Source organism: Maricaulis sp. (assembly GCF_030149235.1).
In the GTDB taxonomy this organism is placed as follows: Bacteria; Pseudomonadota; Alphaproteobacteria; order Caulobacterales; family Maricaulaceae; genus Maricaulis.
In genome coordinates, this window is sequence record NZ_JASBRW010000008.1 from 1 (window position 1) to 23,276 (window position 23,276).

Below are 23,276 nucleotides of genomic sequence, written 5' to 3' on the forward strand. Positions count from 1 at the left end.
ATGCGCAACCCGTCTGCTGCTCAGCAGCAGTTCGGTAACCTGATCTTCGGCTTCGCCGTGACCGAGGCACTGGGCATCTTCTCCCTGCTCATCGCCCTGCTGGCCCTGTTCGGCTAAAATCAGGTTCGTGTGGCGGTCGATCGCGGCCGCCATGCACACTGGCCCCGTCAGGGGCATTTGACATAGGAGCAGGCGTTCAATGACGCTCGCACCGGAACAAGAAGGCGCGGACGCTGCATCTGGCGTATTCCCGCCCTTCGACCCGACATATTTCCCGTCGCAGCTCTTCTGGCTGGCGATCAGCTTCGTGGTTCTCTACTTCGCGCTGGATCGTTTCATCCTGCCGAAGCTGAAAACGACGATTGAAGACCGTCGCGATCGCATCGCCGACGATCTGGACGAGGCAGCCAAGGCCAAGGCGGACGCGGAAGCGGCCGGCGAAGCCTATGAGCAGTCCCTGGCGGAAGCTCGTGCCAAGGCTCACGGTATCGCTGCTGATACCCGTGCGGACCTGGACAAGGAGCTGGCCAAGGAAAGCGCGGCTGTCGAGGCCGAGCTCGCTGAAAAGCAGGCTGCGGCCGAGGCCTCGATCCGTGCTGCCAAGGACAAGGCTTTTGCCGAAGTCCGCGGCATCGCAGCAACAGCGACCGCTGCGGCTGTCACGGCTCTGGCCAATGTCGAGATCAGCGAAGACGATGCCGGCAAGGCCGTCGACGGCGCGATGAAGGGAGCTTAGGCAGATGCGTATTGCACCTTCTGAAGACGGATACGGCGCAGAAACCGATCTGGTCACCTATCTTCTCGTTGACCCGTCCTTCTACGCTTTTCTGGCTCTGATCGCCTTCTTCGTTCTGCTCACCTATATGGGCGTGTTCAAGACGATCACCAAAACGCTCGATGACCGCGCTGACGCGATCAAGAGCGAGCTCGACGACGCCAAGCGTCTGCGCGAGGAAGCGGCTGAACTGCTCGCATCCTACCAGCGCAAACAGCGCGAAGCGGAAGCGGAAGCCGAGAGCATCATCGCCCAGGCCAAGGCCGAGGCGAAGATCCTCAAGGAAGAAAGCCGCAAAGAGCTCAGCGATCGGCTCGAGCGCCGTGCCGCCATGGCGGAACAGCGTATCGCCCAGGCGGAAGCCCAGGCGGCAGCGGAGGTCAAAGCTGCTGCAGCCGAGCTGGCTGCCGCTGCGGCCGAGGAAATCCTCAAGACCAAGCTGAAAAAGACCGATCTCAACAAGATCGTCGACGCCGACATTAAGCTTGCAGGTGATCGCCTGAACTAGCTTCTGCGATCAGCGGCATTGATCAAAGCCCGGAGCCAAGCGCTTCGGGCTTTTTTAATTGTTTCCGCCCGAAACGCCGACACCTTGATCACATCGAGTATGGCGTTGTCGCGACATCGGCCGATCCGCCGAAACGCCGTGGATTGAAGATCCGCTTGGAGTGTCTTGCCGACCGGGGAAGCGATCAGACCAAAAGGCGAGCGTCATTGCTTGCGCAAACCAGCGTCTATTCTGGCCAGCTGGATAGAATTTTTGTCAGCCGATACGGCGGGTGCCGTCTGTTTCGGCGTCGGACGGTTTGTCCTTCTCGCCGAAGGCCCAGCGCACGCGCTTCCAAAGCCAAGGATACCGCTGGAGCGTTTTGGTGATCCAGCCATGCAAGGTTTTGGACGCGGCGGCCACGAGAACGAGACCGAGGAAGCCGATCATAGCGCCGATGGGCAGGATAGGCGTCAAAAGGCCAACCGGCACAGCAATCGCCATCAGGCCGAGACCGAGCGCCACGGCAATGGCGCGAATGACCAGCACGATAACCGCGCCGAGTGCATTCGAACGTGCCAATCCGTCTAGCTGCTCATTCATGGCCGTGACCATCTCCAACCCCGTCCTGTTGTCGAAGGCGCGTCTTGGTGCGCGCGGCAGGACAGCTAACACTTAATTCGTAAACTAGCCCCGAATGCGAGATAAAAGCGCCCAAATTGGGGCGCCGCATGCAGGTCGTTCGCGCGCTGTGGCAAAAGCGCACCGGTTTGGCCGATTCCCCTTTGCTGGCAAAAGATATGGGCGCGCTGGAGGCAAATGGAAAGGGCGGGTCTGCAGCCATCGCGCCGAAGGGCTCATAAATTACTCGTGAGCCTGGGAGATGCGGGCTTCGACCTGGATTTCTGGGCGTTGGGCGCCGGGAATGATGGCGCAGTTTCGGCCCGGCTCACGCGAGCCCGTCCAATGCCGCTCCAGGAAGGGCCAGACCGCCTCATAGAGACCATCGCGGACCAGGGTCGCGTGGTCAGCGCCGTCAATCCGCACAAGCTCGCTCGGCTCTGGCGCTTGTGCCATCAGACGATCGGAATGATGCATCGGGACCAGCCGGTCCTCGGTGCCGTGCACCATCAAAACCGGTTCGTCCAGCGCCTCAATCCACTCATCGGAACGAAAGCGGTTCTGCAGGATCAGGTCGTAGGGAAAGAGCGGAAGCTTTTCAGCCACCAGAGCGCTCATCGAGCTGTAGGGGGCTTCCAGTACCAGCGCACCGACGGCATTGGTGGCGGCAAGCCGGGTCGCCGGGCCAGAGCCGAGGGAGAAGCCGTGCACGATTACATCCGTGGAATCGATCCCGCGCCGCATCAGCCAGGCGAGACCGGCCTGGGCGTCGAGATGCAGCCCCTCCTCTGAGGGCGAGCCCGTGGAACCGGAATAGCCGCGATAATAGACCGCGAGGAAGCCCACCCCCTGTTCCTGCATGCGGCGCCAGCGGCCACTCTGGATCTCCGGTCGCCCCGCATTGCCGTCAAAGAACAGCATGGTCGGGCAGCCCGCCTCCGGCTCGCTGTACCAGCCCACGAGGCTTTCACCATCCGGCGTAGAAATCCGCACCGGGGCAATCCAGGCCTCGCGCGGCAAGAGCTGCGCTTCGGAGGGGTGATAGAGAATATCTTTCTGATTGAACCAGAGTGCTGCAGCCAGGGTCAGATAGATGCCGGCGATGGCGAGCAGGACCAAACGCACACGCGCGCGCCAACCGAGCCGCCGGAAGCTCAAACGGGATGAGGTGGACATGGAAGATGGCATGCGTGTCCCCTAGCAGCCCATCATGTCCGCTTCTGGGCGCTTGATAGGCATCGTCATGACGCGATACACGCGCGAGGGGTATGCGATCAAGCCCACTCGCCTTACGGCGTAAATTCCGGCTTGTAGAGAAGCGGTGTATTTCGAGCGTATTTGCCCAAAATCGAAAGAAAAGGCGCCCACCAGTAAGTGAGCGCCTTTCTCATCAAACCGGGCCGGGACTTACTCCGCGGCGACCGGCTCTTCTGCGGCCGGAGCGGTCCAGCGCAGGACCGGCTGGCGCGCCGCCTTGGTCTCATCGAGACGTCTGGTCGGAGCGTGTACCGGTGCGGCCCGGAAACGCTCGACCTCACCCGCCTTGGCGGCCAGGGACAGGGCTTCCAGCGTGTCGATGAAGCGATCGAGGCCGGACTTGCTCTCGGTCTCGGTCGGCTCGATCAGCATCGCGCCATGGACGACCAGCGGGAAATACATGGTCATCGGGTGATAGCCCTCATCGATCATCGCCTTGGCGAAATCGAGCGTGGTGACGCCGGTATCCTTGAGGAAGCGATCGTCAAACAGGGCTTCGTGCATGCAGATCCCGTCAAAGGCCGGGGTCATGACGTGCTTGAGACGCGCCTGGATGTAGTTGGCGTTGAGTACGGCATCCTCGGCGACCTGTTTGAGGCCATCCGAGCCATGGCTCATCATGTAGGTCAGGGCGCGGGTAAACATGCCCATCTGGCCGTGGAAAGCCGCCATACGGCCAAAGGGCTGGCCCTCGGCATCGGCTTCATGCTCGACCAATTCCCAGTGCTTGTCCTTGAGGACGACATAGGGGACCGGCGCGAACGGGGCCAGCGCATCGGACAGGACCGTCGGACCGGAACCGGGGCCACCGCCGCCATGCGGGGTGGAGAAGGTCTTGTGCAGGTTGATGTGCATGGCGTCGACACCGAGATCCCCGGGGCGAACGCGTCCGACAATGGCGTTGAAGTTGGCGCCGTCACAGTAGAAATAACCGCCCGCCTCGTGGATCAGGTCAGCGATCTCGCGGATGTCGCGCTCGAACAGGCCACACGTGTTCGGGTTGGTCAGCATGATGCCGGCGACATCATCGCCGAGCTTGGCCTTGAAGGCCTCCATGTCGACACGACCGGTTTCATCGGCCGGGATCTCGTCAACGGTGAAGCCGCACTGCACCGCCGTCGCCGGGTTGGTGCCATGCGCTGATTCCGGAACCAGCACGCGACGGCGATGAGTCAGGCCATCTGCATCCAGCTTGGCGCGGATCGCCATCATGCCGCAGAACTCGCCATGGGCACCGGCCTTGGGTGACATTGCCACACCGGGCATGCCGCACAGCGTCATCAGCCAATGGGCCAGCTCGCCGATCACGGCATAGGCGCCCTGAACGGTGGAGGCCGGCTGCATCGGGTGCACATCGGCGAAGCCCGGCAGGCGCGCCATTTTCTCGTTGAGACGCGGATTGTGCTTCATCGTGCACGAACCGAGCGGGTAAAGGCCCAGGTCGATGGCGTAATTCTTCCGAGACAGGCGCACGTAGTGGCGCATGGTTTCCGGCTCGGAGAGACCCGGCATGCCCAGCTCGGCCTTGCGTTCCAGCCCCCCCAGACGCGTTGCCGTGCCTTTCGGCTCCGGCAGGTCCACACCACACTGCTCGACCGAACCGCGCTCATAGATCAGCGCTTCAGACTGCTCCAGGCCTTTCGAGCCCGAGGTCGTCTCGGCATAGCCGCCAGTGGCAATATTGTCCGCGATACGGGTCGGACGTCCCTGCGTATTCATCGGCATCAGAGGACCCCCCCAAGCGCTTTGGCGAAGATCTCGATATCCGCCTCGGTATTCACTTCAGTGGCCGCGACGAGGAGGATGTCCTCGAACTGGCCGGGATATAGCCGGCTGGCCGGCACACCGCCGAGCACGCCGACCTTGGCGAGCTTCTCGACGATCTCGGCCGCATTGCCCGGCAGACGCACGGCGAACTCGTTGAAAAAGGCGTCATTGACCACATCGACACCCTCAACCGTGTCGAGCGCGTCTGCGAGGGCACAGGCGTTTTCATGGCTGAGCTGGGCCATCTGGCGGAAGCCTTTCTCACCCAGCAGCGTCATGTGGATGGTGAAGGCGAGAGCGCAAAGGCCGGAATTGGTGCAGATGTTCGAGGTCGCCTTGTCGCGGCGGATATGCTGCTCGCGCGTCGACAGGGTCAGCACGAAACCGCGGCGGCCATCGGCATCTACCGTCTCACCGGCCAGACGACCCGGCATCTGACGGATAAAGCGGCGATCATCCTTAGAGGCGAAGAGGCCGACATAGGGGCCACCGAAATTGAGGCCGACACCGATGGACTGGCCTTCACCAACCGCGATATCGGCGCCCATGGCGCCCGGCGCTTCGGTGAGGCCGAGCGCGACCACTTCGGTGAAGGCGGCGATGACCAACGCGCCCTTTTCGTGGGCGATGCGGGAAATCTCGCGCAGATCATGCAACTGGCCGAAAATGTCCGGCGTCTGCACGACGACACAGGCGGTATTCTCGTCGATCGCGGCGATGACCTTGTCGAGGCTGTCCAGCTCCGGCTCGGTCACCTCGATGGACACGGACGAGTATTTCGCCAGCGTCTTGCTCGCCTCGACATAATGCGGGTGCACCGTGCCGGCCATGACCGCCTTGTCGCGCTTGGTCACGCGGGCAGCCATCATCACGGCTTCGGCACAGGCGGTCGAGCCGTCATACATGGAGGCGTTGGCCACATCCATGCCGGTGAGCTGGGCCACCTGGGTCTGGAATTCGAACAGGGTCTGCAAGGTGCCCTGCGAGATTTCCGGCTGGTACGGCGTGTAGGCCGTCAGAAACTCGGAACGCTGGATCAGGTGATCCACCGTCGCCGGGATATGGTGTTTATAGGCACCCGCCCCCACAAAGAACGGCACGGACGACGCCGAGACATTCTGGTTTGACATCGCCGCCATGGCGCGCTCGACTTGGAGCTCACCCTGCTTGGTCGGCAAATCGATCAGCCCATCCAGACGCGCCGCTTCGGGCACATCGGTGAACAGATCATCAATGGAAGCTACGCCGATCGCATCGAGCATCGCTTTCCGGTCTGTGTCTGTGTGGGGGAGGTAACGCATTGAGGTCCTGTCCTTACGCGATGTGCGCCTTGTAGGCGTCTTCGTCCATCAGGCCTTCGAGCTGGGAGGCGTCTGCCAGTTTGAACTTGGCAAACCAGCCGCCGCCGGTGGCATCTTCATTGACCTTGGCTGGCTCGCCATCGAGGTCGTCATTGACGCCGACAATCTCGCCATCGACCGGGGCGTAGACTTCGGAAGCGGCTTTCACCGATTCAACGACAGCGAACTCGTCGCCCTTTTTGAAGGTCTTGCCGACTTCCGGCAGTTCGACGAACACCACATCGCCGAGCTGTTCGGCGGCATAGGCCGTAATACCGACAGTGGCGACATCGCCGTCGACGGTGATCCATTCATGGTCTTCGGTGTAACGCGTGGTCATGGCTTGATCTCCTGCCCCTTGGGATTAACCGCGATAGAAATTGTTCGGAACGAACGGCATTTTGGTGACAACCGCCGGACGGGCGCGTCCGCGCACCAGGATGTCCAGCTCAGTGCCCACTTTGACATAGCCGCGTTCGACATAACCCATGGCGACCGGGCCCTCGACGGTTGGGCCGAAGCCCCCGGAGGTCACCACGCCAATCACATTGCCGTCCTTGTCAGCGATCTCAGCACCTTCACGCGCCGGGGCGCCCTCCAGCGTCAGCCCGATGCGTTTCTGGCAGGTCTTCTCTTCCAGCTGCTGCGCGATCACGTCAGCGCCCGGGAAATCCCCGCGCTCCCGGCGAGTCTTGGCCAGAGCCCAAATCAGCGCGGCCTCAACCGGGGTGCGGTTCTCGTCCATGTCGTGGCCATAAAGGCAAAGACCGGCTTCCAGGCGCAGGCTGTCACGGGCACCAAGGCCGATGGCCTCGACCTCGTCCTGCGCCAGCAGGAGTTTGGCAATGCGCACCGCATCGGCTTCAGGAATGGAAATCTCGAACCCGTCTTCACCGGTATAGCCGGAGCGGGAAATGTAGACCTCAACGCCATCAAGCTCGAAGACGCCAGCTTGCATGAATACCATTTCGCAGGCGGCCGGGCAGAGCCGTGCCATGACGTCCTTGGCTTGCGGTCCCTGCAGCGCCAGCAGCGCGCGGTCAGTGATACGGGTCAGCGTGCCCTTGCCGGATGTGTTGGCTTCGATATGGGCGAAGTCATCATCCTTGGTCGCCGCGTTGACGACGAGAAAGAGCGTCTCTTCACCCTTGAATGGGCGCGAAACCATGAGGTCATCACGGACGCCGCCGCGCTCATTGAGCAACAGGGTGTATTTCTGTTCGCCAGCGCCGAGCTCGGAAAGATCGGCCGTGATCAGGGCCTCCAGTGCCGCTTCGTCGCCGGTGTAGCGCGCCTGACCCATGTGGGAGACGTCAAACAGACCCGCTTTGGCACGGCAATGCTTGTGCTCGCCCATAATGCCGAGCGGATACTGGACCGGCATGTCATAGCCGGCAAACGGCACCATCTTGCCGCCAAGTTCGACATGGAGCGCGTGCAGCGGTGTCTTTTCTAGAAGTTCGGTGTCAGCCATCGGTATTATCCTCGCGAGCAGTACGCAGCTGACACGTCATGTGTCCGCCGTCCCTGCCCCCGCTGTCCCGATAACCTGAGAGATTCCGCGTCAGACCCTCGATAGGACGAGAACGGCGCTTGCTCCGTCGGTGGGGCGCCTTGTCAAACACACAGCACCCGCTTTCCAGCGTTTATACTCCGCGCGGTCCCTTGGCCTGAGCGTTTCCGGGGCGGTTGCGCCTTCGGCGCCGGCTTATTCGCCGGTCTCTCCCGCGAGGAGAAATGACACGCCGGCTCACACCGGCGTTTCAAGCGGCGGATACTAGTCCTGCAAAGATCGGAGTCAATCAAACGGGACGGCGATTTTCGACAAAATTTCGCTGATGGGGCGATTGATCTCGCACCAGCGCCAATACCACCACCCGGAAAGGCGAACTCCTAGCGCTCATCCACCGGGTCGGCGCATTTGAAGACGGTCTGCAGTTTCTCGAACTTGCCATCCTCGCCCGGCTTGGTCGCCTTGACGTAGGCAGAGTTCCAGGCGCCCTCGCCGGTCGGCTTGGCACCGCCCTTTTGCCATTCGGCAACCGCCTTGGCCGCGGCGGCGGCATTCTCCTGGCGGCGCTGATGCCAGGTCCCCAGCTCAGCCAGGAAACCCGGGTCTTCCTCGATCCGGCGCACTTCAAGCTGGGTCTCATTGAGCAGGGCGAGCGGCATCGGGAAAACGCGGCAAATCGGCTCGCCAGCCTTGAACCGGACCGGCTCGTTCTTGCGCGTGAGGCGCCAATTCATGGTGAAGGGGAAAGGCAGCCAGTCGGTGCGCACAAAGGCGTCCAGCGGCACAGCGTCGTCATGCTCATGATTGGCAGGCCCGGTGACCACGAGGCCGCAATCTTCCGGCGTGCGGAACAGGAAGGGCAGATACCAGGTCACCATACCGGAGCCGAAATGCGATTGCGGCCCCAGCTGGTGCGGCGTGCCGTTCACGCGCAGATCCAGATTGCCATCACCGCCATTCCAGACGACCTCGGCATCCACCGGGTTGAGAATTTCCCAGCCCTGGGTATTGGCCGCCGTCAGGGGCACACAGCGATAGATGAACTTGCCGGGCACCTGGTCCATCCAGCCCCGGGTTGGCTGACACGGGCGGATGTGCTGATCGATATCAACCTCTGCACCCGGCATGGTGTAGGCGATCAGCTTGCCCGGCGGGACCGGCTTCGGACTTGGGTTTTTTTCACTCATCGCGCTTCCCGGCCTTGGCCTACATACGTTCCGGCGCTTCCAGTCCCAGCAGGTTGAGACAGAGCTCCAGCTGTTTCAAGGTTGCCTGCGCCAAAGCCAGACGCGAGGCCTTGGTGGGCTCATCCGGAGCGGCGAGAATCGGGCAGGCGGAGTAGAATTTGGAGAAGGCCTGGGCCAGCGAGAAGGCGTGGTCACAGAGCGCGTTCGGTGCCCGGTTCTCACAAGCCTGGTCGAGCGCGGCGCCGAACGCATCTAGCGCCAGAACAAGATCGGTTTCCTCCGCCGCTTCCACCTTGATTGCGCCAGCCGAAACGCCTTCGCGCTCCGCCTTGCGCATGAGCGATTTCACCCGCACGGCGGCATACAGCAGATAAGGCCCGGTCTTGCCCTCGAAACTGGTGAAACGGTCCAGGTCGAAGACGTAATTGGTGGTGCGGTAATTCTGAAGATCGGCGAACTTGATCGCGGCCAGGCCGACCATGCGGGCGACGCGGGCGTGTTCCTCCGCTCCGACATCGGCGGCCAGCCCCGCCTCCTTGAGGCGTTCATCGGCACGCTCGATGGCGCTGGAAATCAGGTCAGCCAGGCGGAAGGTGCCGCCATCGCGCGTGCGCAGGCGCTTGCCATCCTTGCCGTTGACGGTGCCAAACTTGACGTGCTCGAGGGAGCCTTCGGGCGCCAGACCCGCTTTGTCTGCGGCGCGGAAGACCTGTTCGAAATGGTCTGACTGGGCGAGATCGACGACATAGAGCGTGAGATCGGGACCAACTTCATTCTTGCGATCGAGAATCGTGGCCAGATCCGTCGTGCCATAGAGCGAGGCTCCGCTGGAGGTCACCAGAATCAGGGGAGCGAGTTCTTTCTTGTCGCCCTTGCGCGCCACGCGAACAACCCAGGCGCCCTCGCTTTCCTCGGCAATGCCACGGTTCTTGAAGTCCGCGACCATGTCCTCGATCAGCGGGTCGACATCGCTTTCACCCTTCCACAGGTCGAAATGGACGCCGAGCGCTCCGAAATCCTTTTTCAGCGCGGCGACCGAGACATTGATGAAATGGTGCAGTAGCACGCGATAGCCGCGACGGCCGCCTTGCAACTCGGCTGTTGCCGCGCGCGAGCGTTCGAGGCGATCCGCATCGGACTTGGCTTTCTGCGAGGCCAGCGGGTAGAGCCGTGCGAGGTCCTCGATATCAACCGGCGGCTCGGTCGGGTATTCGCCAGCGAAGTCGGCATCAAAATAAACGAGGTCGGGCTGCTCATCCTGCAGCTCGGTGATCAGATGGCCCATTTGCAGGCCCCAGTCACCGAGATGGATATCGGACACCACGTCATCCCCGCGGAAACGCAGGAGTCGCTGCAGGCTGTCACCGAGAACGGAGGAGCGCAGATGACCTACATGCATCGGCTTGGCGACGTTTGGACCGCCAAAGTCAATCAGTACTTTTTTGGGTGCTGACGTTTTTGAGGCACCGGCACGATCATCAGCCGCAATCTCGGCGGCACGGTCGTCATAGGCACTCTGCACGGGCGTCAGGTTGATGAAACCCGGGCCGGCAATATCAGCTTTCTCGATCAGGGCATGACCGGAAATCGTGTCGAGGACGGCCTGCGCCAGCTCGCGTGGGTTCTTTTTGGCCTGCTTGGCCGCCGGCATGGCGCCATTGCACTGGAACGGCCCCAGTTCGGGGCGTGTGGACGGGCTTACACGGCCCAGTTCGCGCGGAAGCTCAAGGGAAGCAAACGCGTCGCCCAGCACGGCGCTGAGCTGATCGGCAATTGAAGGCATATGGCTTTAGTCCTGACCGGCCGCAACGCGGAAACGCTGGCCGCTCCGATTATAGGCGAGTTGTTCCTCGGTCAGTTCGAAACCGACCAGAATCTCAAAGTTGGCACCGGACGTATCGGCTTCGGCACGCGGGATCGAAATCGCATCGATCGTGTCGGTGAAGTAGCGGCGGTCCTGGGCGCTGTCGAAACGGACATTCAGCGGGAAGGTCTCGCGATGAATAACACCGATATCGCGGCGGGTGACAGCGACAAAATACTGGTACTGATGCTCACGCCCCTGCGCGGCCGGGCCGCGGCCGAAACCGAAATCAATCTCGAGATTGGCCAGGATCGGGCGCTCGTCATAATAGCTGCACAGGCTTCGCACGCCCGTGATCTCGCCGGTAAAACCGATACTGTCATAGACAATCTCATCACCGTTGAACTGCACCAGGCGATGAGCGTCATGCAGGGCAAACGCGGTCGGACACGGGCCGATGTTATTCTCCGGTGTTCCGAAAGCGTCGCCGACGCTGGAGCATCCCGAAAGCGTGACCGTGACGGCTGCGAGAAGAGCAAGAGAACGCATTGTGCAATACCTGACTTTACGACGGGCCTGCCCCTAGATGGCGCGCAGCCGGTTTGTTAGGACGGTCATACGATGTGCCGCGGCCGACCGCAACGCATTCGCTGAAGGAGTTTTTCTAGAGATGAACGACGAACGCCCGGAAATCACGCTAATTCTGGCAGCGCCACGGGGCTTTTGCGCCGGTGTGGACCGTGCCATCCAGATTGTCGAACGGGCCTTGGAGAAATTTGGCGCTCCGGTCTATGTGCGCCACGAAATCGTGCATAACCGTCATGTGGTCGAACGGCTAGAGAAACTCGGCGCCGTTTTCGTGGAGGAGCTGGACCAGTGTCCCGATGACCGTCCGGTCGTTTTCTCTGCCCATGGCGTACCCAAACACGTGCCGGCCGAGGCCGAGCGGCGCGAAATGATCTATGTGGACGCAACCTGCCCCCTGGTCTCCAAAGTCCATGTCGAGGCCGAGCGTCACTTCAAGAATGACCAGGAAATCGTCCTGATCGGCCATGCCGGCCATCCCGAAGTGATCGGCACGATGGGGCAATTGCCGGACGGGGCGATCACGCTGATCGAAACGGTCGAGGATGCGCAGTCCTTCGAGCCGAAAGACCCCAGCCGGCTCGCCTTCGCGACCCAGACGACCCTGTCGGTGGATGACACGTCCGAGATTGTCGCCGCCCTGCAGGCGCGCTTCCCGCAGATTGCAGCCCCGCACAAGGAAGACATCTGCTACGCCACGACCAATCGCCAGGCTGCGGTCAAGGCGATGGCCCCCCGCTCCGACATCGTTTTTGTGATCGGTGCGCCGAACTCATCCAACTCGGTGCGACTGGTGGAGGTGGCGCTCAAGGCGGGTGCCAAGCGGGCGCAGCTTGTGTCCTCTGCCGAGCAGGTCGACTGGGATGGGCTGGGCGATGTGACCCGCGTCGGCATCACAGCCGGAGCGTCGGCGCCGGAGGATCTCGTCCAGGGGCTTATCGACGCGTTTGGCGAACGTTTTGCAACGCAGGTTGAGGAAGTCCGGGTGACGGATGAGGATGTCATCTTTAAGCTGCCCAAGGTGGTCGCTTGAGGAGACACAAAGTGTCCGAGTTGAAAACCCAACCCACAGAGATCGATCCGAGCGATTTCATTGCTGCTGTCGAACACCCGACACGCCGCGCTGATGCGGAGATCATGCTCGACGTGATGACCCGGCTCACGGGCTGGGAGCCCAAGATGTGGGGCCCCTCCATCATCGGTTATGGCAGCTACCGCTACCAGACAGCGAATGGCAAATGGCATGACTTCATGCGGGTCGGCTTCTCGCCCCGCAAGGCCAATCTGGTCGTGTACATCCTGCCCGGCTATACTGATTTCGGATCCATCCTGGATCGCATCGGCAAGTACAAGAAAGGCAAGTCCTGCCTTTACATCAACAAGCTGGCAGATGTGGACATGAGCGTGCTCGAAGAACTCATCCAGGCCGGCCTTGACGACATGGCGAAGAAGTATCCGCTTTGAGTACCATTACAATTCACACTGACGGCGCCTGTTCCGGCAATCCCGGACCGGGCGGATGGGGCGCTATTCTCGAATGGAATGGCCATCGCAAAGAGCTCAAGGGCGGCGAGGCTGAAACCACGAATAATCGTATGGAGATGATGGCGGCTATCCAGGCACTCGAAGCGTTGACAAAGCCCGGCCGCAAGATCGTGCTGATCACTGACAGCGTCTATCTGCGTGACGGCATCACCAAATGGATCCATGGCTGGAAAAAGCGGGACTGGAAAACCGCTGACAAGAAACCGGTCAAGAATGTTGATCTGTGGCAACGGCTGGACGAGCTGGCCAAGGGTCACGACATCGATTGGCGCTGGGTCAAGGGGCATGCCGGGGACCCCGGCAATGAGCGCGCCGACGAGCTGGCGCGTGAAGGCATCGCGGATTTGCGGGATTAGGCTGCTTCGTCAAATACCGAGATGAGCGCCGCGCTGACCGCCTTGAGATCCAGCGGCTTGGACAAATAGCCGGTCGCGCCTGCGGCAACATAACGGCGGTCAGCCCCCTTGGTCGCATCGGCCGTCACGGCGAATATCGGTATCGTCGCGTAGGATTTATCGGAGCCGCGGATTTCCCTGATCGCCTCTTCGCCGGACATGACCGGCATCTGTATGTCCATCAGAACCGCATCGAAATCCTTGTGTTCAAGGGCATCGATCGCCTCGCGGCCATTGCCGGCCAACTCCACCTCATGCCCGGCATTACGCAACAGGGCGGCGGCAACCATTTGATTGGTGGGCACATCATCGACCACCAGGATACGGCGGCCATGGCTCAGGGCGCCGGATCCTGCATCAACCTGCAGCTGCAAGCCGGCCCCATCATCTTCGGTCACGCTCGCGGGCAGCGGCAGCTCGAACCAGAACTCGGTTCCGACCCCGACCGTGCTGGTTACACCAATATCGCCACCGGCCAGGCTGACCAGTTCGCGGCAAATCGCCAGCCCCAGACCGGTCCCACCGTGACGACGGGTCGAGCTGTCATCGACCTGGGCAAAGCGGTCAAAGATGCGGTCGATCTGGTCGTTAGCGATACCCGGACCAGTATCGCGCACTTCAAAGCGCACACGACCATTCAGATCACGGGCGCGTATCTTGACCGAGCCCGTGTCGGTGAATTTCACCGCATTGCCGATAATATTGATCAATACCTGGCGTAGACGCTTCTGGTCACCGACCACTTGTTGCGGCACCGATGCACCGATATCCAGGCTCAGATCGAGATCTTTCTCGCGCGCCGTGCCCCAGACCATGTCGAGCACGGACCGAAGCGTCGCGGGCAAGTCGAACGGGTCTTCGACAATGTCGATCATACCCGCTTCGATCTTGGAAATATCGAGAATGTCCTCGATAACATCGAGCAGCGCCCGGCCGGACGTCTGCAGGGTATCGACGAAGCCTGTCTGCTTCATATCAAGTTCGGTCATGCGCAGCAATTGCGCCATACCCAGAACGCCATTGAGCGGCGTGCGGATTTCGTGGCTCATATTGGCCAGGAACTGGGTCTTGGCCTCGCTGGCCGCCTCGGCATCCTTGCGTCGGCGGTCAAGTTCCATAGCCGTCTGGACGTCGCGGCTGACATCCATATTGATGCCGGTAATGACCCAGCCACCGTCGAGTTTCTGGCGGAAAACGCCGCGCGACCGGATATAGCGGATCGAGCCGTCAGGCATGATCGCCCGGTATTCGGCTTCGTAGTCCTGCCGTGATTCAAGCGCCCTGTTGACGGCTCGCATGAGACCTTCAATGTCGTCCGGGTGCACGGTTTCTAGCCAGTCATCGATGGCCACCACACCGCTGTGGTCTGCACGCCCGAACAAGCGTGCCGTTTCCTCATCCCAGAAATGCTGGTTGGTCTCGACATCATGCTCCCAGACACCGACACCGGACGTATCGAGAGCCAGGGCCAGACGGCTCGACAGGGTTTTGAGCTCCTCCTCGCGGAGGCGGCGCTGAGTAATATCCTGGAAGGAGCCGACCAGCTTGACGACCGCACCATTGACCTCGATCGGCCGGCCCACAGCACGCACCCAGATGCGATTGCCCTTGGCCGTGATCAGCGGCAGTTCAACATCCCAGCCCTCACCGGTTTCCGTTCCCCGCTGAACGAGGTCCGTTATCGTCTGGCGCGCTTCCGGGGCATAGAAGTTGATCGCGGTTTCCATGACCGGCTCATAGTCGAGCGGCACGTCATGGATAGTCTTGGTAATATCATCCCAGACCGGATGACCGGTCAGGAGGTCCACTTCCCAGGAGCCAATTCCTCCGGATTCCGTCACCGCTCTCAAGCGTTCCACGGAGCCCTGCTCACGCTCTTCAAGACGGCGGGCCCGGATCAGGTTGGCAATGGTCACGAGAAGCGGCGTACAGCTGTCGACCACGCCCTGGTCATAGCCGCCAAACCGGTTGGCGACCCCGACAATGGCGATCATCTCCTCGCCGTCCATGAGCGGGATACTCATGAAATTGTCGAGATCGAAATGCCCTTCAGGGGTGCCGGCGGCTCTGCCATCGGTCGCGACTTCATTGGCAATGACCAGGTCTTCGGTTTTCAAAGTCCGGCCGAGCAGGCTGTTGGTATTTCTGAACCGCAGCAATTCATGCCCGTGGGCTTTGCGGAATTCCTCGGTGTATTCGTCCTTGTTGTTGATCTGGACTGAATGGATCTCCAGATATCGCCCTTCCGTGTCCGCCTTGACCTCGCCGATAAAGCCGTCCTGGCTCTGGGTGAAATCAACCATACTGTCAAGCAAGCGATTGAATGCAGCGGAGATATTGCGCTGATTGGCGATAAAATCGGTCTGGATCGAGCGCACCACGCTCAACATGCGGTTGGAACGCACCTCGGTGAGATGCTGCAGGCGTTCGGCCAGACGCGACTCAACGATCCGAGCCAGCGCCTTTAACCGCTCCAACGCTTCCGCATCGAGATTCATGGGCTTGTCGTCAATGACACACAGCGTACCGATCTTGTAGCCGTCCGGCGTATTGATCGGCATGCCGGCATAGCCACGGATATTGGGTTCGCCCGTCACCAGAGGATTATCGGCGAAGCGCTCGTCCTTGGTCGCGTCTGGAATGTAGAGCATATCATCCTGGCGGATGGCGTGATCACAGAAGGCGACATCGCGGGGCGTTTCCGGCGCCGGGATGTTGATATTGGACTTGAACCACTGCCGGTCATGATCAACCAGAGAGAAGGCGGCCATCCGCGCGCCGGTAATCCCGACAGCCAAATCGGTCAGAGCGTCATACTCGGACTCCGACTCGGTATCGAGCAGGCCGAGCGCATGCAGCGCTGCGAGGCGTTTTTGCTCTGGATCCAGCTTCATCCCATTCCCTGGTCGCAATACTGCTAACTGGGCAGCCCAAGAGTCTCTAAATGCGACTCGTACCGGGCAAAGTCCGGCACCGACCCTTTACCAGTTGTGAACGCTGACTGCAGTCCGCCACAGTGACCATTAGGAGCGCCAATCCTGGCACCCCTGCAAGCATCCGAATTTTTTATTCATGATAGGCTGGCCATAGAAAAAGGGCTGCCCAGCCGGTCAGCCCTTGATCAATCGGGTATCGCGTCAGGCCTAGCCGAGCGTGAACTCGAGCCGGAAGGTGTGGCCCGTGGTGCGCTCTGCGGCAACTTCATACTGCCAGCTCTCAACGGCACGAAGTGCAGCGCGATCAAAGATGCCCGGATGGGTCGTATCGACAACTTCAACATTCTCCACCGTACCGTCGGCGGCGATGTCGTAGCGGACTTCAACAGAGCCTTCGATACCGCGGCGCTCAGCCGAGCGCGGATAGTCCGGAGCGGCGCGGGTGATCGCATCACGCGTGGTCGCGGTCGCATGCGCGGCCGGAGCCAGAGCCAGCGGAGCGGAAACCATGGTAACGGCGGCGATCAGGGAGAGAAATTTTGCTTTCATTGGGGAAACCCTCTGTTTTTGTTCTGTTGAGGGTTCGTTTAAGCGCAAATTATATTCAACGCCTGACTCAGTTTCCTAAAATTTGATCGATATCCTGCATATCGTATGAGAAGATCAGTTGCCCCAGGCTTTGACGCTCAGAACTACACCATTGACGGCACAGACCTCGAGCTCGGTTTCGGCTTTGACATCGCTTCCGTCCTGCATCTCCGCAGCCCATTCGGTATCGCCGAACTGGACCCGGCCGCGGCCGGCGTGGAAATCCGCTACGGCGACGACGCGCTGTCCGACCATGCGCATGGAACGATCATTGAGACCGCTATCTGCACCCGCTTTGAGCTTGGGGCGGACCCAGCGGTCACCGCCCCAGATCAGCAGCATGGAAGCGACGGCGAACACAGCGAGCTGAACCGACCAGCTCGCATTGAACATGTCGAGCGCGACGAAACCGGTCAGGAAAGCGGCCGCTGCCGGCCACAACAGCAGGGTCGTCCCGGTGAGCAGCTCGGCGATCAGGATGACGCCTGCGATCGCCCACCAGGCCCAGATATTGAGTTTGTCCAAGACCGAGGTGATGAGGTCCATGGTCTCTCCTCCTACTTGCTTTCATCCTGCGCCGGGCGGCGAGCTGCGTCGCTGACGGCCTCGTGCGCCGCCTTGCCCAGCTCACCGACACCGGTAATCGTGCCGATGATGTTGGAAAACTCTGCAGGGATAATGACCGTGCGCTGCTGGTCGCTGGTCGCCAGCTTCCCGAAGGCCTCGACGTATTTCTGACCCAGGAAGTAGTTGATTGCAGTGACGTCACCTTTTGAGATGGCTTCGGAGACCATTTCCGTCGCCTTGGCTTCGGCCTCGGCTTCGCGCTCGCGGGCTTCGGCGTCGAGGAAGGCGGCCTGGCGGCGGCCCTCGGCCTCACGGATCGCCGCCTCCTTTTCACCCTCGGCGATCAGGATGGATGATTGCTTGGAGCCCTCAGCCTCGAGGATTTCGGCACGCTTGAGACGCTCAGCCTTCATCTGCCGGGCCATGGCCTCAGTAATATCCATCGGCGGCGACAGGTCACGGATCTCGATCCGGGTCACCTTGACGCCCCAGGGGTTGGTGGCGGCATCAATCACCGACAAGAGACGCGCATTGATCTCGTCTCTCTTGGACAGCGTTTCGTCGAGGTCCATGGCACCGATCACGGTCCGCACATTGGTGAGGGAGAGATTGATGATGGCGAAGTCAAGATTGTCGACTTCATAGGCAGCGCGCGGCGCATCGAGCACCTGGATGAACACCACGGCGTCAACAGAGACGGTGGCATTATCCTTGGTGATGACATCCTGGTTGGGCACGTCGAGGACACGCTCGCGCATATTCATCTTGTAACCGATGCCATCGACAAACGGCGTAATGAAGTGAAGGCCTGGCTTGAGGGTCCGCGTGAAGCGTCCAAACCGTTCGACCGTGAATTCCTTGCCTTGCGGGACGGTTTTCACCACCGAAGCGACGATCACCAGGGCGAGAAAGAAAAATACGGCTATGCCGATCAGTCCGAAATCCATGCGAACCCCCTTATTGCTTGCTTTGCTTGTTCAAGCCGCCAGTTCAGCGGCCCAACCCTAGAGTTGGCCGAGAATGTGGTCGGCAGAGGACACTTCAAATGCGCCCGGCTCTTCCACATTCAGTTCCGTGACCACGCCATCCTTGACGATCATGGAGAAGCGCTGCGCGCGCACGCCCATGCCGAAACCGCTACCGTCGAATTCCAGACCGATCGCCTTGGCGAACTGGGCATTCCCGTCCGCCAGCATCACCACATCATCACCAGCGCCCTGGGACTTGCCCCAGGCATCCATGACGAAGACGTCATTGACGGACAGGCAGGCAATGGTGTCGACGCCCTTGCCCTTGATCTCGGCAGCCTTCTCGATGAAGCCCGGCAGGTGCTTGGCCGAACAGGTCGGGGTGAAAGCGCCCGGAAGTGCGAACAGGGCCACCGTCTTGCCGGCGAAAACATCGCCAGTGGAGAGCTGATTCGGGCCGTCGGCCGTCATCGTCATAAGGGTGGCTTCAGGCAGGCGATCTCCAACCGAAATCGTCATATTTATTCTCCTGTGAATAAAGATAGGCGCGAGCGCGCAAGGCAAGATAGCGGGATCATGGCTGGACGCATCCCCTCTTTGGGGCGAACATGCAGTCATGACCCTGAGCGATGATACACATGTGGCTGACAGATTCCTCGGCGGCAAGCTTTTGATTGCAACACCGATGATTGGCGACCCGCGGTTTGATCGCTCGGTGATCCTGATGTGTGACCATTCCGACGAGCACGCGATGGGGATCATTATCAACAAGCCGGTCTCCGGCCTGCGCCTGCCAGAGCTTTTCGATCAGCTCGGCATCGAGACCGACATCACAGCACCAGACCGGGCGGTTCTGCTCGGCGGCCCGGTGGAACGCGATCGCGGCTTTGTCCTCCACTCCAATGATTTTGCCGCTGACGGATCCACGCTTCCCGTCAGCGAGGGGATCGGGCTGACCGCCACCAAGGATATTCTCGAAGCCATCGCCTCCGATCACCCGCCGCGGCGCTCGGTTCTGGCCCTGGGCTATGCCGGCTGGGGACCGGGGCAGCTGGAAGACGAACTGACCGCGAATGCTTGGCTGGTCGCAGACCCGGACGAAGCCCTGATCTTCAGCGACACCAATGACGACAAGTGGGAAAAGGCGCTGGCGATAATCGGGATCTCACCGGAACACTTGTCCAGCCTCAGCGGCCACGCCTAGGCCGTCAGCCGGCCGGATGAAATGTGCGCGACGGCATCCGCAGGAGCCAGGGCCCCTGAGTAACAATAGCCTTGGGCATAGTCGCATCCCATATCGCGCAATTGCTCGGCGACGAGCGGGCTCTCCACCCCTTCCGCCACGACCTTCATGCCAAAATGCCGGGCCAGCTGAAGCACGGATTGCACCACCGTGGCCGCGCTTTCATTGGCCGTCATGGCGCGCACGAAATACTGGTCGATCTTGATGACGTCGAAGGGCAGCATGTCGAGCCGAGCGAGTGAGGAATAACCGGTCCCGAAATCATCCAGGGCCAGCGCGACCCCACCATCCGAGAGACGGGTCATCGCTTCTGCAGCGCGCTCGGGGTCGCGCATGATATCGGTCTCGGACACCTCAAGCTTGAATTGGCCGGCCGGCAATCCGGCCTGGTCAACATGGGCGAGGATGCCGTCCTGGAAGGATGGCGAGATCAGCTCATCCAGCGACACATTGGCGGCGACAAACAGGGTGTCGGCGTTTGGAAGCGCCTTGCGCCAGCTGGCCAGGTCGGTGACGGCGGAATGGCGGACGCGGTCACTGATCGGACCGAGGAGATCGAGTTGCCGGGCCATGCCGAGAAAATCGGGCGGGGAAAGCACACCGAAGCCGGGCCGGTCCCAACGCGCCAGCGCCTCGAAACCGGCAAGGCTCTCATCGCCAAGTGCGATGACAGGTTGGTACCAGGCCAGGACGTCACCCGCCTCGACCGCCTCGGCCAGGGCGTGTTCTTCGGCCAGGCGGCCGGCCGCATCGCTCGAGCGGCCTGCAGGTGTCATCAGGCCATCGATCCGGCCATCCGGGGCAGCACCGCCGCGCAAGCGGGCATAGACGAGCGTCCCGGCCTCCCCGGTCAGGCGGATCCTCAGATCCATTGCGCCATGGCCCAGGCTGGCGCGCAGCGCCTCGCCATCGACCGGGCCGAGCCGGGCGATGAACGCCGCCAGCGGCATGACGTTATCGGGCAGACCAAAAGCCTCGAGAGCGCCAGAAAAGGCGATCGACTTGCGTTCCGCATCAACCGCGAAGGCCAGAGCACCGGCCGCACGCGCCCCTCGCTCGAACCCGTCCAGCGTCATCGGCGCGGGTCGGTTGACAAGAGCGAGAAGCGGTCATGATCGCGCCACTCACCGGCAATGTTGAGGAAGGCGCGGGCGCGCCCCTCATATTCAAAACCGACGCTTTCGAGCAATAGCCGCGACGCCTTGTTTTCCGGCCGGCACGCAGCCTCGACCCTGTGCAGGCCCACCTGGTCAAAGGCAAAGGCGAGCACGCGGCGCACGGCCGCGCGGGTATAGCCCTGGCGCACATAGGGCGCGCCGATCCAGTAGCCGATATCGGCGCTTTGCAGCACACCGCGGCGGACATTGTTGAGATTACAGGCCCCGAGGAGGAGATTGTCCTGGGCCCGGACGATAAAGAACGGGAAACCCGTGCCGGACTGGCGGTCGGCCTGGTAGCGAGCAATGCGGCGACGGAAGGCCCCCTTGGTCAGCTCGTCCGGCGTCCAGGCCGGCTCCCACGGTTCGGTGTGCGAACGGCTGGCGCCGCGCAGCTTGGCCCAGCCCTCATAGTCCTCCAGGACCGGGGCTCGCAACTTCACACCTTGTCCAACGAGGACATCATCTTCCGGGTCGTCGCGCCAAAGAGCCACGCAATCCCTCCAGTTCCGGCGAGCAAACCTCGCTCTTGTTCTTTTATCCGCTGACGCGGAGCTTAGGTCCAGCGCAGACGTCCCTGACCGACGTGCAGCGCGATGTAGACCGCGATGAGCGCCAGAGCGAGGCCGTACCAGGTCAGGGCATAGCCCAGATGCTTGGCTGGCGGGGTCCGCTCCAGGCTGGCGGGCAGGCCGTCATCGGTCCGGCCCCACATGGGAGAGAGCCGTTCCGTTTCGAGGCCAAGCGCGCGTGCCATCTCGATCCGGTCGAAGTGATACCATGAATTGGTATCAGGATCGTTGCTGGAGGAGAACAAATTGCGCTCACTCATGGGCTGAACGCGCCAGGCCTCCGGCCGACTGAGGATCATGCCTCCGAGCGTCTCGAAACCGGTTTCAACCAGCATTGTGACCACTTCCCCGTCAGGCGTGCACGAGCGGACTTCCACCGGGGTCAGGAGAATCCAGCCGGGTGCGCCGCGCAGGGCGTAATAGCGCAGGCTCTCGCCGCCCAGCGGCACCGGTGCGGTCACGCGCGGCGAGAAGGCGCCCTCGCCTGTTTCACACAGGGTCGCAGAGAAATTGCCGACACTGCCGCGCGCCTCATACTGCTCGATGAGGTCGGCTTTCCAGTTCATCCGGCTCACCTGCCAATTACCCAGCATGATCAGCAGGACCAGCGCGGGAATGGCGAACAGGGTGAGGATGGGGATCGGGCGGAAAACAGGCACGGGTCTACTCGTCGAGGCGCGCCTCTTGCGCGTCATGATGCCATTGCAGGGCGAACAGCACGCCTTTGATCGGACGCAGTACCGCGATGGAGCCGCCGAAGATCAGCGGGATCTGGATAATAGCGTGCACCCAGAGCGGTGGATTGTTGAAGGCCACGGCGACAAGCAGGAACACCACCATCGCCAGGAAGCCGACAATAAAAAGGGCGAAGACCGACGCGCCATCGCCGACATCGGCCTTCTCAAAATCAGCGCCGCAGGCATGACACCGCGGCGCTAATTTCAACAGACCTGCAAACATGGTCCCCTCTCCACACTCCGGACATCGCCCTTGAAGGCCGGCCTGGATTGGAGAGGGTTTAGCCATGCAAACTCGGCTTTACTGGTAGACGACGTAGACGAAGGCGAACAGGAAGAGCCAGACCACGTCAACGAAGTGCCAATACCAGGCGGCCGCTTCGAAACCGAAATGCTTCTCCGGCGTGAAGTGACCGGCGAGCAGACGCAGCAGGCAGACCGCCAGGAAGATCGTACCGATTACAACGTGCGCGCCATGGAAGCCCGTCGCCATGAAGAAGGCTGACGTATAGATATTGCCACCGTCCTGCATGGAGAAGGCGAAGTGGGCGACGGAGTACTCGTAGACCTGCAGCGAGGTGAAGCAGACACCGAGAACAAGCGTCGCGATCAGGCCGAGCGTGGCACTCTTGCGATCACCGTGCTGCAGCGCGTGGTGCGCCCAGGTCACGGTGGTACCGGACAGCAGCAGGATCAGCGTGTTCATCAGCGGGATATGCCAAGGGTCGAAGGTTTCGACACCGACCGGCGGCCAGGTCGCCAGACCGGCGACATCGACACCCAGCGTGCCGCCATCCCAGCCTGCTCGGACCTCGTGGAAGATGGCGTATTCGAAGAACATCCAGAACCAGGCCACGAAGAACATCACTTCCGAAGCGATGAACATGATCATGCCGTAGCGCAGGTGGATATCGACAACCGGGGTGTGATCGCCGCGGCGCGACTCTTTGATTACGTCAGCCCACCAGCCGAACATGGTGTAGAGGACAATGGCGAAACCGAGGATCAGACCGCCCCAGCTGCCATCGGCATACATGAAGGCCAGCGGATGCTCGGCGTCCACCAGACCGGCCATATTGCCGACGGCGCCTACGCCCAGCAGGAAGGCCCCAACCGAGCCGACAAACGGCCACGGGCTCGGATCTACCAGATGATAGTCGTGCTTAACAGCATCCCCAGCCATCGCGAATCTCCTGCGATCTAATCCAGCTATTCGATGCGGTGATAACCGC

Annotated in this window: 25 protein-coding genes, 1 pseudogene and 1 riboswitch; of the genes and pseudogenes, 7 read left to right on the plus strand and 19 right to left on the minus strand. The window is 61.4% G+C overall.

Annotated elements, in window-relative coordinates; all coding sequences use genetic code 11:
- The 3 genes and pseudogenes from Q1V51_RS01465 to Q1V51_RS01475 all read left to right on the plus strand — a co-directional run.
- Window positions 1-117: pseudogene (locus Q1V51_RS01465) on the plus strand (ATP F0F1 synthase subunit C); the annotation flags it as partial.
- 82 nt (window positions 118-199) lie between these two features.
- Window positions 200-736: a F0F1 ATP synthase subunit B' gene (locus Q1V51_RS01470; protein ID WP_300551985.1), complete on the plus strand. Its 537-nt coding sequence runs from the start codon at window positions 200-202 to the stop codon at window positions 734-736.
- A 4-nt stretch (window positions 737-740) separates the two neighbouring features.
- Window positions 741-1,283: a F0F1 ATP synthase subunit B gene (locus Q1V51_RS01475; protein WP_300551987.1), complete on the plus strand. Its 543-nt coding sequence runs from the start codon at window positions 741-743 to the stop codon at window positions 1,281-1,283.
- 255 nt (window positions 1,284-1,538) lie between these two features.
- On the opposite strand, the gene Q1V51_RS01480 is transcribed toward Q1V51_RS01475, so the two are convergent.
- The 9 genes from Q1V51_RS01480 to Q1V51_RS01520 form a co-directional block, all read right to left on the minus strand.
- Window positions 1,539-1,877: a hypothetical protein gene (locus Q1V51_RS01480; protein WP_300551988.1), complete on the minus strand. Its 339-nt coding sequence runs from the start codon at window positions 1,875-1,877 to the stop codon at window positions 1,539-1,541.
- Between the two features lie 249 nt (window positions 1,878-2,126).
- Window positions 2,127-3,008, minus strand: a complete 882-nt coding sequence (locus tag Q1V51_RS01485) for a hypothetical protein (protein ID WP_300551989.1) — start codon at window positions 3,006-3,008, stop codon at window positions 2,127-2,129.
- Window positions 3,009-3,290: 282 nt separating this feature from the next.
- Window positions 3,291-4,865: an aminomethyl-transferring glycine dehydrogenase subunit GcvPB gene (gene gcvPB / locus Q1V51_RS01490; RefSeq protein ID WP_300551991.1), complete on the minus strand. Its 1,575-nt coding sequence runs from the start codon at window positions 4,863-4,865 to the stop codon at window positions 3,291-3,293.
- Window positions 4,865-6,208: an aminomethyl-transferring glycine dehydrogenase subunit GcvPA gene (gcvPA, locus tag Q1V51_RS01495; protein WP_300551993.1), complete on the minus strand. Its 1,344-nt coding sequence runs from the start codon at window positions 6,206-6,208 to the stop codon at window positions 4,865-4,867. The genes gcvPB and gcvPA overlap by 1 nt, the downstream gene beginning before the upstream one ends.
- Before the next feature lie 13 nt (window positions 6,209-6,221).
- Window positions 6,222-6,587, minus strand: coding sequence for a glycine cleavage system protein GcvH (gene gcvH, locus Q1V51_RS01500; protein WP_300551995.1), 366 nt, complete (start codon window positions 6,585-6,587; stop codon window positions 6,222-6,224).
- A gap of 24 nt (window positions 6,588-6,611) precedes the next feature.
- Window positions 6,612-7,721, minus strand: coding sequence for a glycine cleavage system aminomethyltransferase GcvT (gene gcvT, locus Q1V51_RS01505; RefSeq protein WP_300551996.1), 1,110 nt, complete (start codon window positions 7,719-7,721; stop codon window positions 6,612-6,614).
- Between the two features lie 174 nt (window positions 7,722-7,895).
- Window positions 7,896-7,985, minus strand: a riboswitch (glycine riboswitch).
- Between the two features lie 155 nt (window positions 7,986-8,140).
- Complete coding sequence (locus Q1V51_RS01510) at window positions 8,141-8,947, minus strand: DUF6065 family protein (protein ID WP_300551998.1); 807 nt, start codon at window positions 8,945-8,947, stop codon at window positions 8,141-8,143.
- Between the two features lie 19 nt (window positions 8,948-8,966).
- Window positions 8,967-10,730 carry an arginine--tRNA ligase gene (argS, locus tag Q1V51_RS01515; RefSeq protein WP_300551999.1) on the minus strand — a complete coding sequence of 588 codons (1,764 nt, stop codon included), beginning with the start codon at window positions 10,728-10,730 and terminating at the stop codon, window positions 8,967-8,969.
- A gap of 6 nt (window positions 10,731-10,736) precedes the next feature.
- Entirely contained in the window at window positions 10,737-11,300 is a 564-nt protein-coding gene (locus Q1V51_RS01520) for a hypothetical protein (protein WP_300552000.1), read from the minus strand.
- 121 nt (window positions 11,301-11,421) lie between these two features.
- On the opposite strand from Q1V51_RS01520, the gene ispH reads away from it, so the two are divergent.
- The 3 genes from ispH to rnhA are packed head-to-tail and all read left to right on the plus strand — an operon-like array spanning window position 11,422 to window position 13,237.
- Entirely contained in the window at window positions 11,422-12,369 is a 948-nt protein-coding gene (ispH, locus tag Q1V51_RS01525; protein WP_300552001.1) for a 4-hydroxy-3-methylbut-2-enyl diphosphate reductase, read from the plus strand.
- A gap of 11 nt (window positions 12,370-12,380) precedes the next feature.
- Window positions 12,381-12,800 carry a DUF1801 domain-containing protein gene (locus Q1V51_RS01530; protein ID WP_300552003.1) on the plus strand — a complete coding sequence of 140 codons (420 nt, stop codon included), beginning with the start codon at window positions 12,381-12,383 and terminating at the stop codon, window positions 12,798-12,800.
- Window positions 12,797-13,237, plus strand: coding sequence for a ribonuclease HI (gene rnhA, locus Q1V51_RS01535; RefSeq protein ID WP_300552005.1), 441 nt, complete (start codon window positions 12,797-12,799; stop codon window positions 13,235-13,237). The genes Q1V51_RS01530 and rnhA overlap by 4 nt, the downstream gene beginning before the upstream one ends.
- On the opposite strand, the gene Q1V51_RS01540 is transcribed toward rnhA, so the two are convergent.
- The 5 genes from Q1V51_RS01540 to Q1V51_RS01560 form a co-directional block, all read right to left on the minus strand.
- Window positions 13,234-16,170: an ATP-binding protein gene (locus Q1V51_RS01540; RefSeq protein ID WP_300552006.1), complete on the minus strand. Its 2,937-nt coding sequence runs from the start codon at window positions 16,168-16,170 to the stop codon at window positions 13,234-13,236. The genes rnhA and Q1V51_RS01540 overlap by 4 nt on opposite strands.
- 249 nt (window positions 16,171-16,419) lie before the next feature.
- A complete protein-coding gene (locus tag Q1V51_RS01545; protein ID WP_300552007.1) occupies window positions 16,420-16,761 on the minus strand; it encodes an energy transducer TonB in 342 nt (113 codons plus the stop codon).
- A 114-nt stretch (window positions 16,762-16,875) separates the two neighbouring features.
- The gene (locus tag Q1V51_RS01550; protein ID WP_300552009.1) at window positions 16,876-17,346 is read right to left on the minus strand and encodes an NfeD family protein; all 471 of its coding nucleotides are present in this window, start codon (window positions 17,344-17,346) and stop codon (window positions 16,876-16,878) included.
- A gap of 11 nt (window positions 17,347-17,357) precedes the next feature.
- Complete coding sequence (locus Q1V51_RS01555; protein ID WP_300552011.1) at window positions 17,358-18,314, minus strand: SPFH domain-containing protein; 957 nt, start codon at window positions 18,312-18,314, stop codon at window positions 17,358-17,360.
- 57 nt (window positions 18,315-18,371) lie between these two features.
- Complete coding sequence (locus Q1V51_RS01560; RefSeq protein WP_300552013.1) at window positions 18,372-18,854, minus strand: peroxiredoxin; 483 nt, start codon at window positions 18,852-18,854, stop codon at window positions 18,372-18,374.
- Window positions 18,855-18,951: 97 nt separating this feature from the next.
- Here Q1V51_RS01560 and Q1V51_RS01565 point away from each other — a divergent pair, with 97 nt between their 5' ends.
- The gene (locus Q1V51_RS01565) at window positions 18,952-19,539 is read left to right on the plus strand and encodes a YqgE/AlgH family protein (protein ID WP_300552014.1); all 588 of its coding nucleotides are present in this window, start codon (window positions 18,952-18,954) and stop codon (window positions 19,537-19,539) included.
- Here the strand turns inward: Q1V51_RS01565 and Q1V51_RS01570 are convergent.
- The 5 genes from Q1V51_RS01570 to Q1V51_RS01590 all read right to left on the minus strand — a co-directional run bounded on the left by Q1V51_RS01570 (window position 19,536) and on the right by Q1V51_RS01590 (window position 23,227).
- Complete coding sequence (locus Q1V51_RS01570; protein WP_300552016.1) at window positions 19,536-20,654, minus strand: EAL domain-containing protein; 1,119 nt, start codon at window positions 20,652-20,654, stop codon at window positions 19,536-19,538. The genes Q1V51_RS01565 and Q1V51_RS01570 overlap by 4 nt on opposite strands.
- Window positions 20,651-21,229 carry a GNAT family protein gene (locus tag Q1V51_RS01575; RefSeq protein ID WP_300552017.1) on the minus strand — a complete coding sequence of 193 codons (579 nt, stop codon included), beginning with the start codon at window positions 21,227-21,229 and terminating at the stop codon, window positions 20,651-20,653. The genes Q1V51_RS01570 and Q1V51_RS01575 overlap by 4 nt, the downstream gene beginning before the upstream one ends.
- Before the next feature lie 62 nt (window positions 21,230-21,291).
- Window positions 21,292-21,966 carry an SURF1 family protein gene (locus Q1V51_RS01580; RefSeq protein ID WP_300552019.1) on the minus strand — a complete coding sequence of 225 codons (675 nt, stop codon included), beginning with the start codon at window positions 21,964-21,966 and terminating at the stop codon, window positions 21,292-21,294.
- 4 nt (window positions 21,967-21,970) lie between these two features.
- Entirely contained in the window at window positions 21,971-22,267 is a 297-nt protein-coding gene (locus Q1V51_RS01585; protein ID WP_300552021.1) for a DUF983 domain-containing protein, read from the minus strand.
- Window positions 22,268-22,345: 78 nt separating this feature from the next.
- Window positions 22,346-23,227: a cytochrome c oxidase subunit 3 gene (locus Q1V51_RS01590; RefSeq protein WP_300552023.1), complete on the minus strand. Its 882-nt coding sequence runs from the start codon at window positions 23,225-23,227 to the stop codon at window positions 22,346-22,348.
- Window positions 23,228-23,276 lie beyond the last annotated feature (49 nt).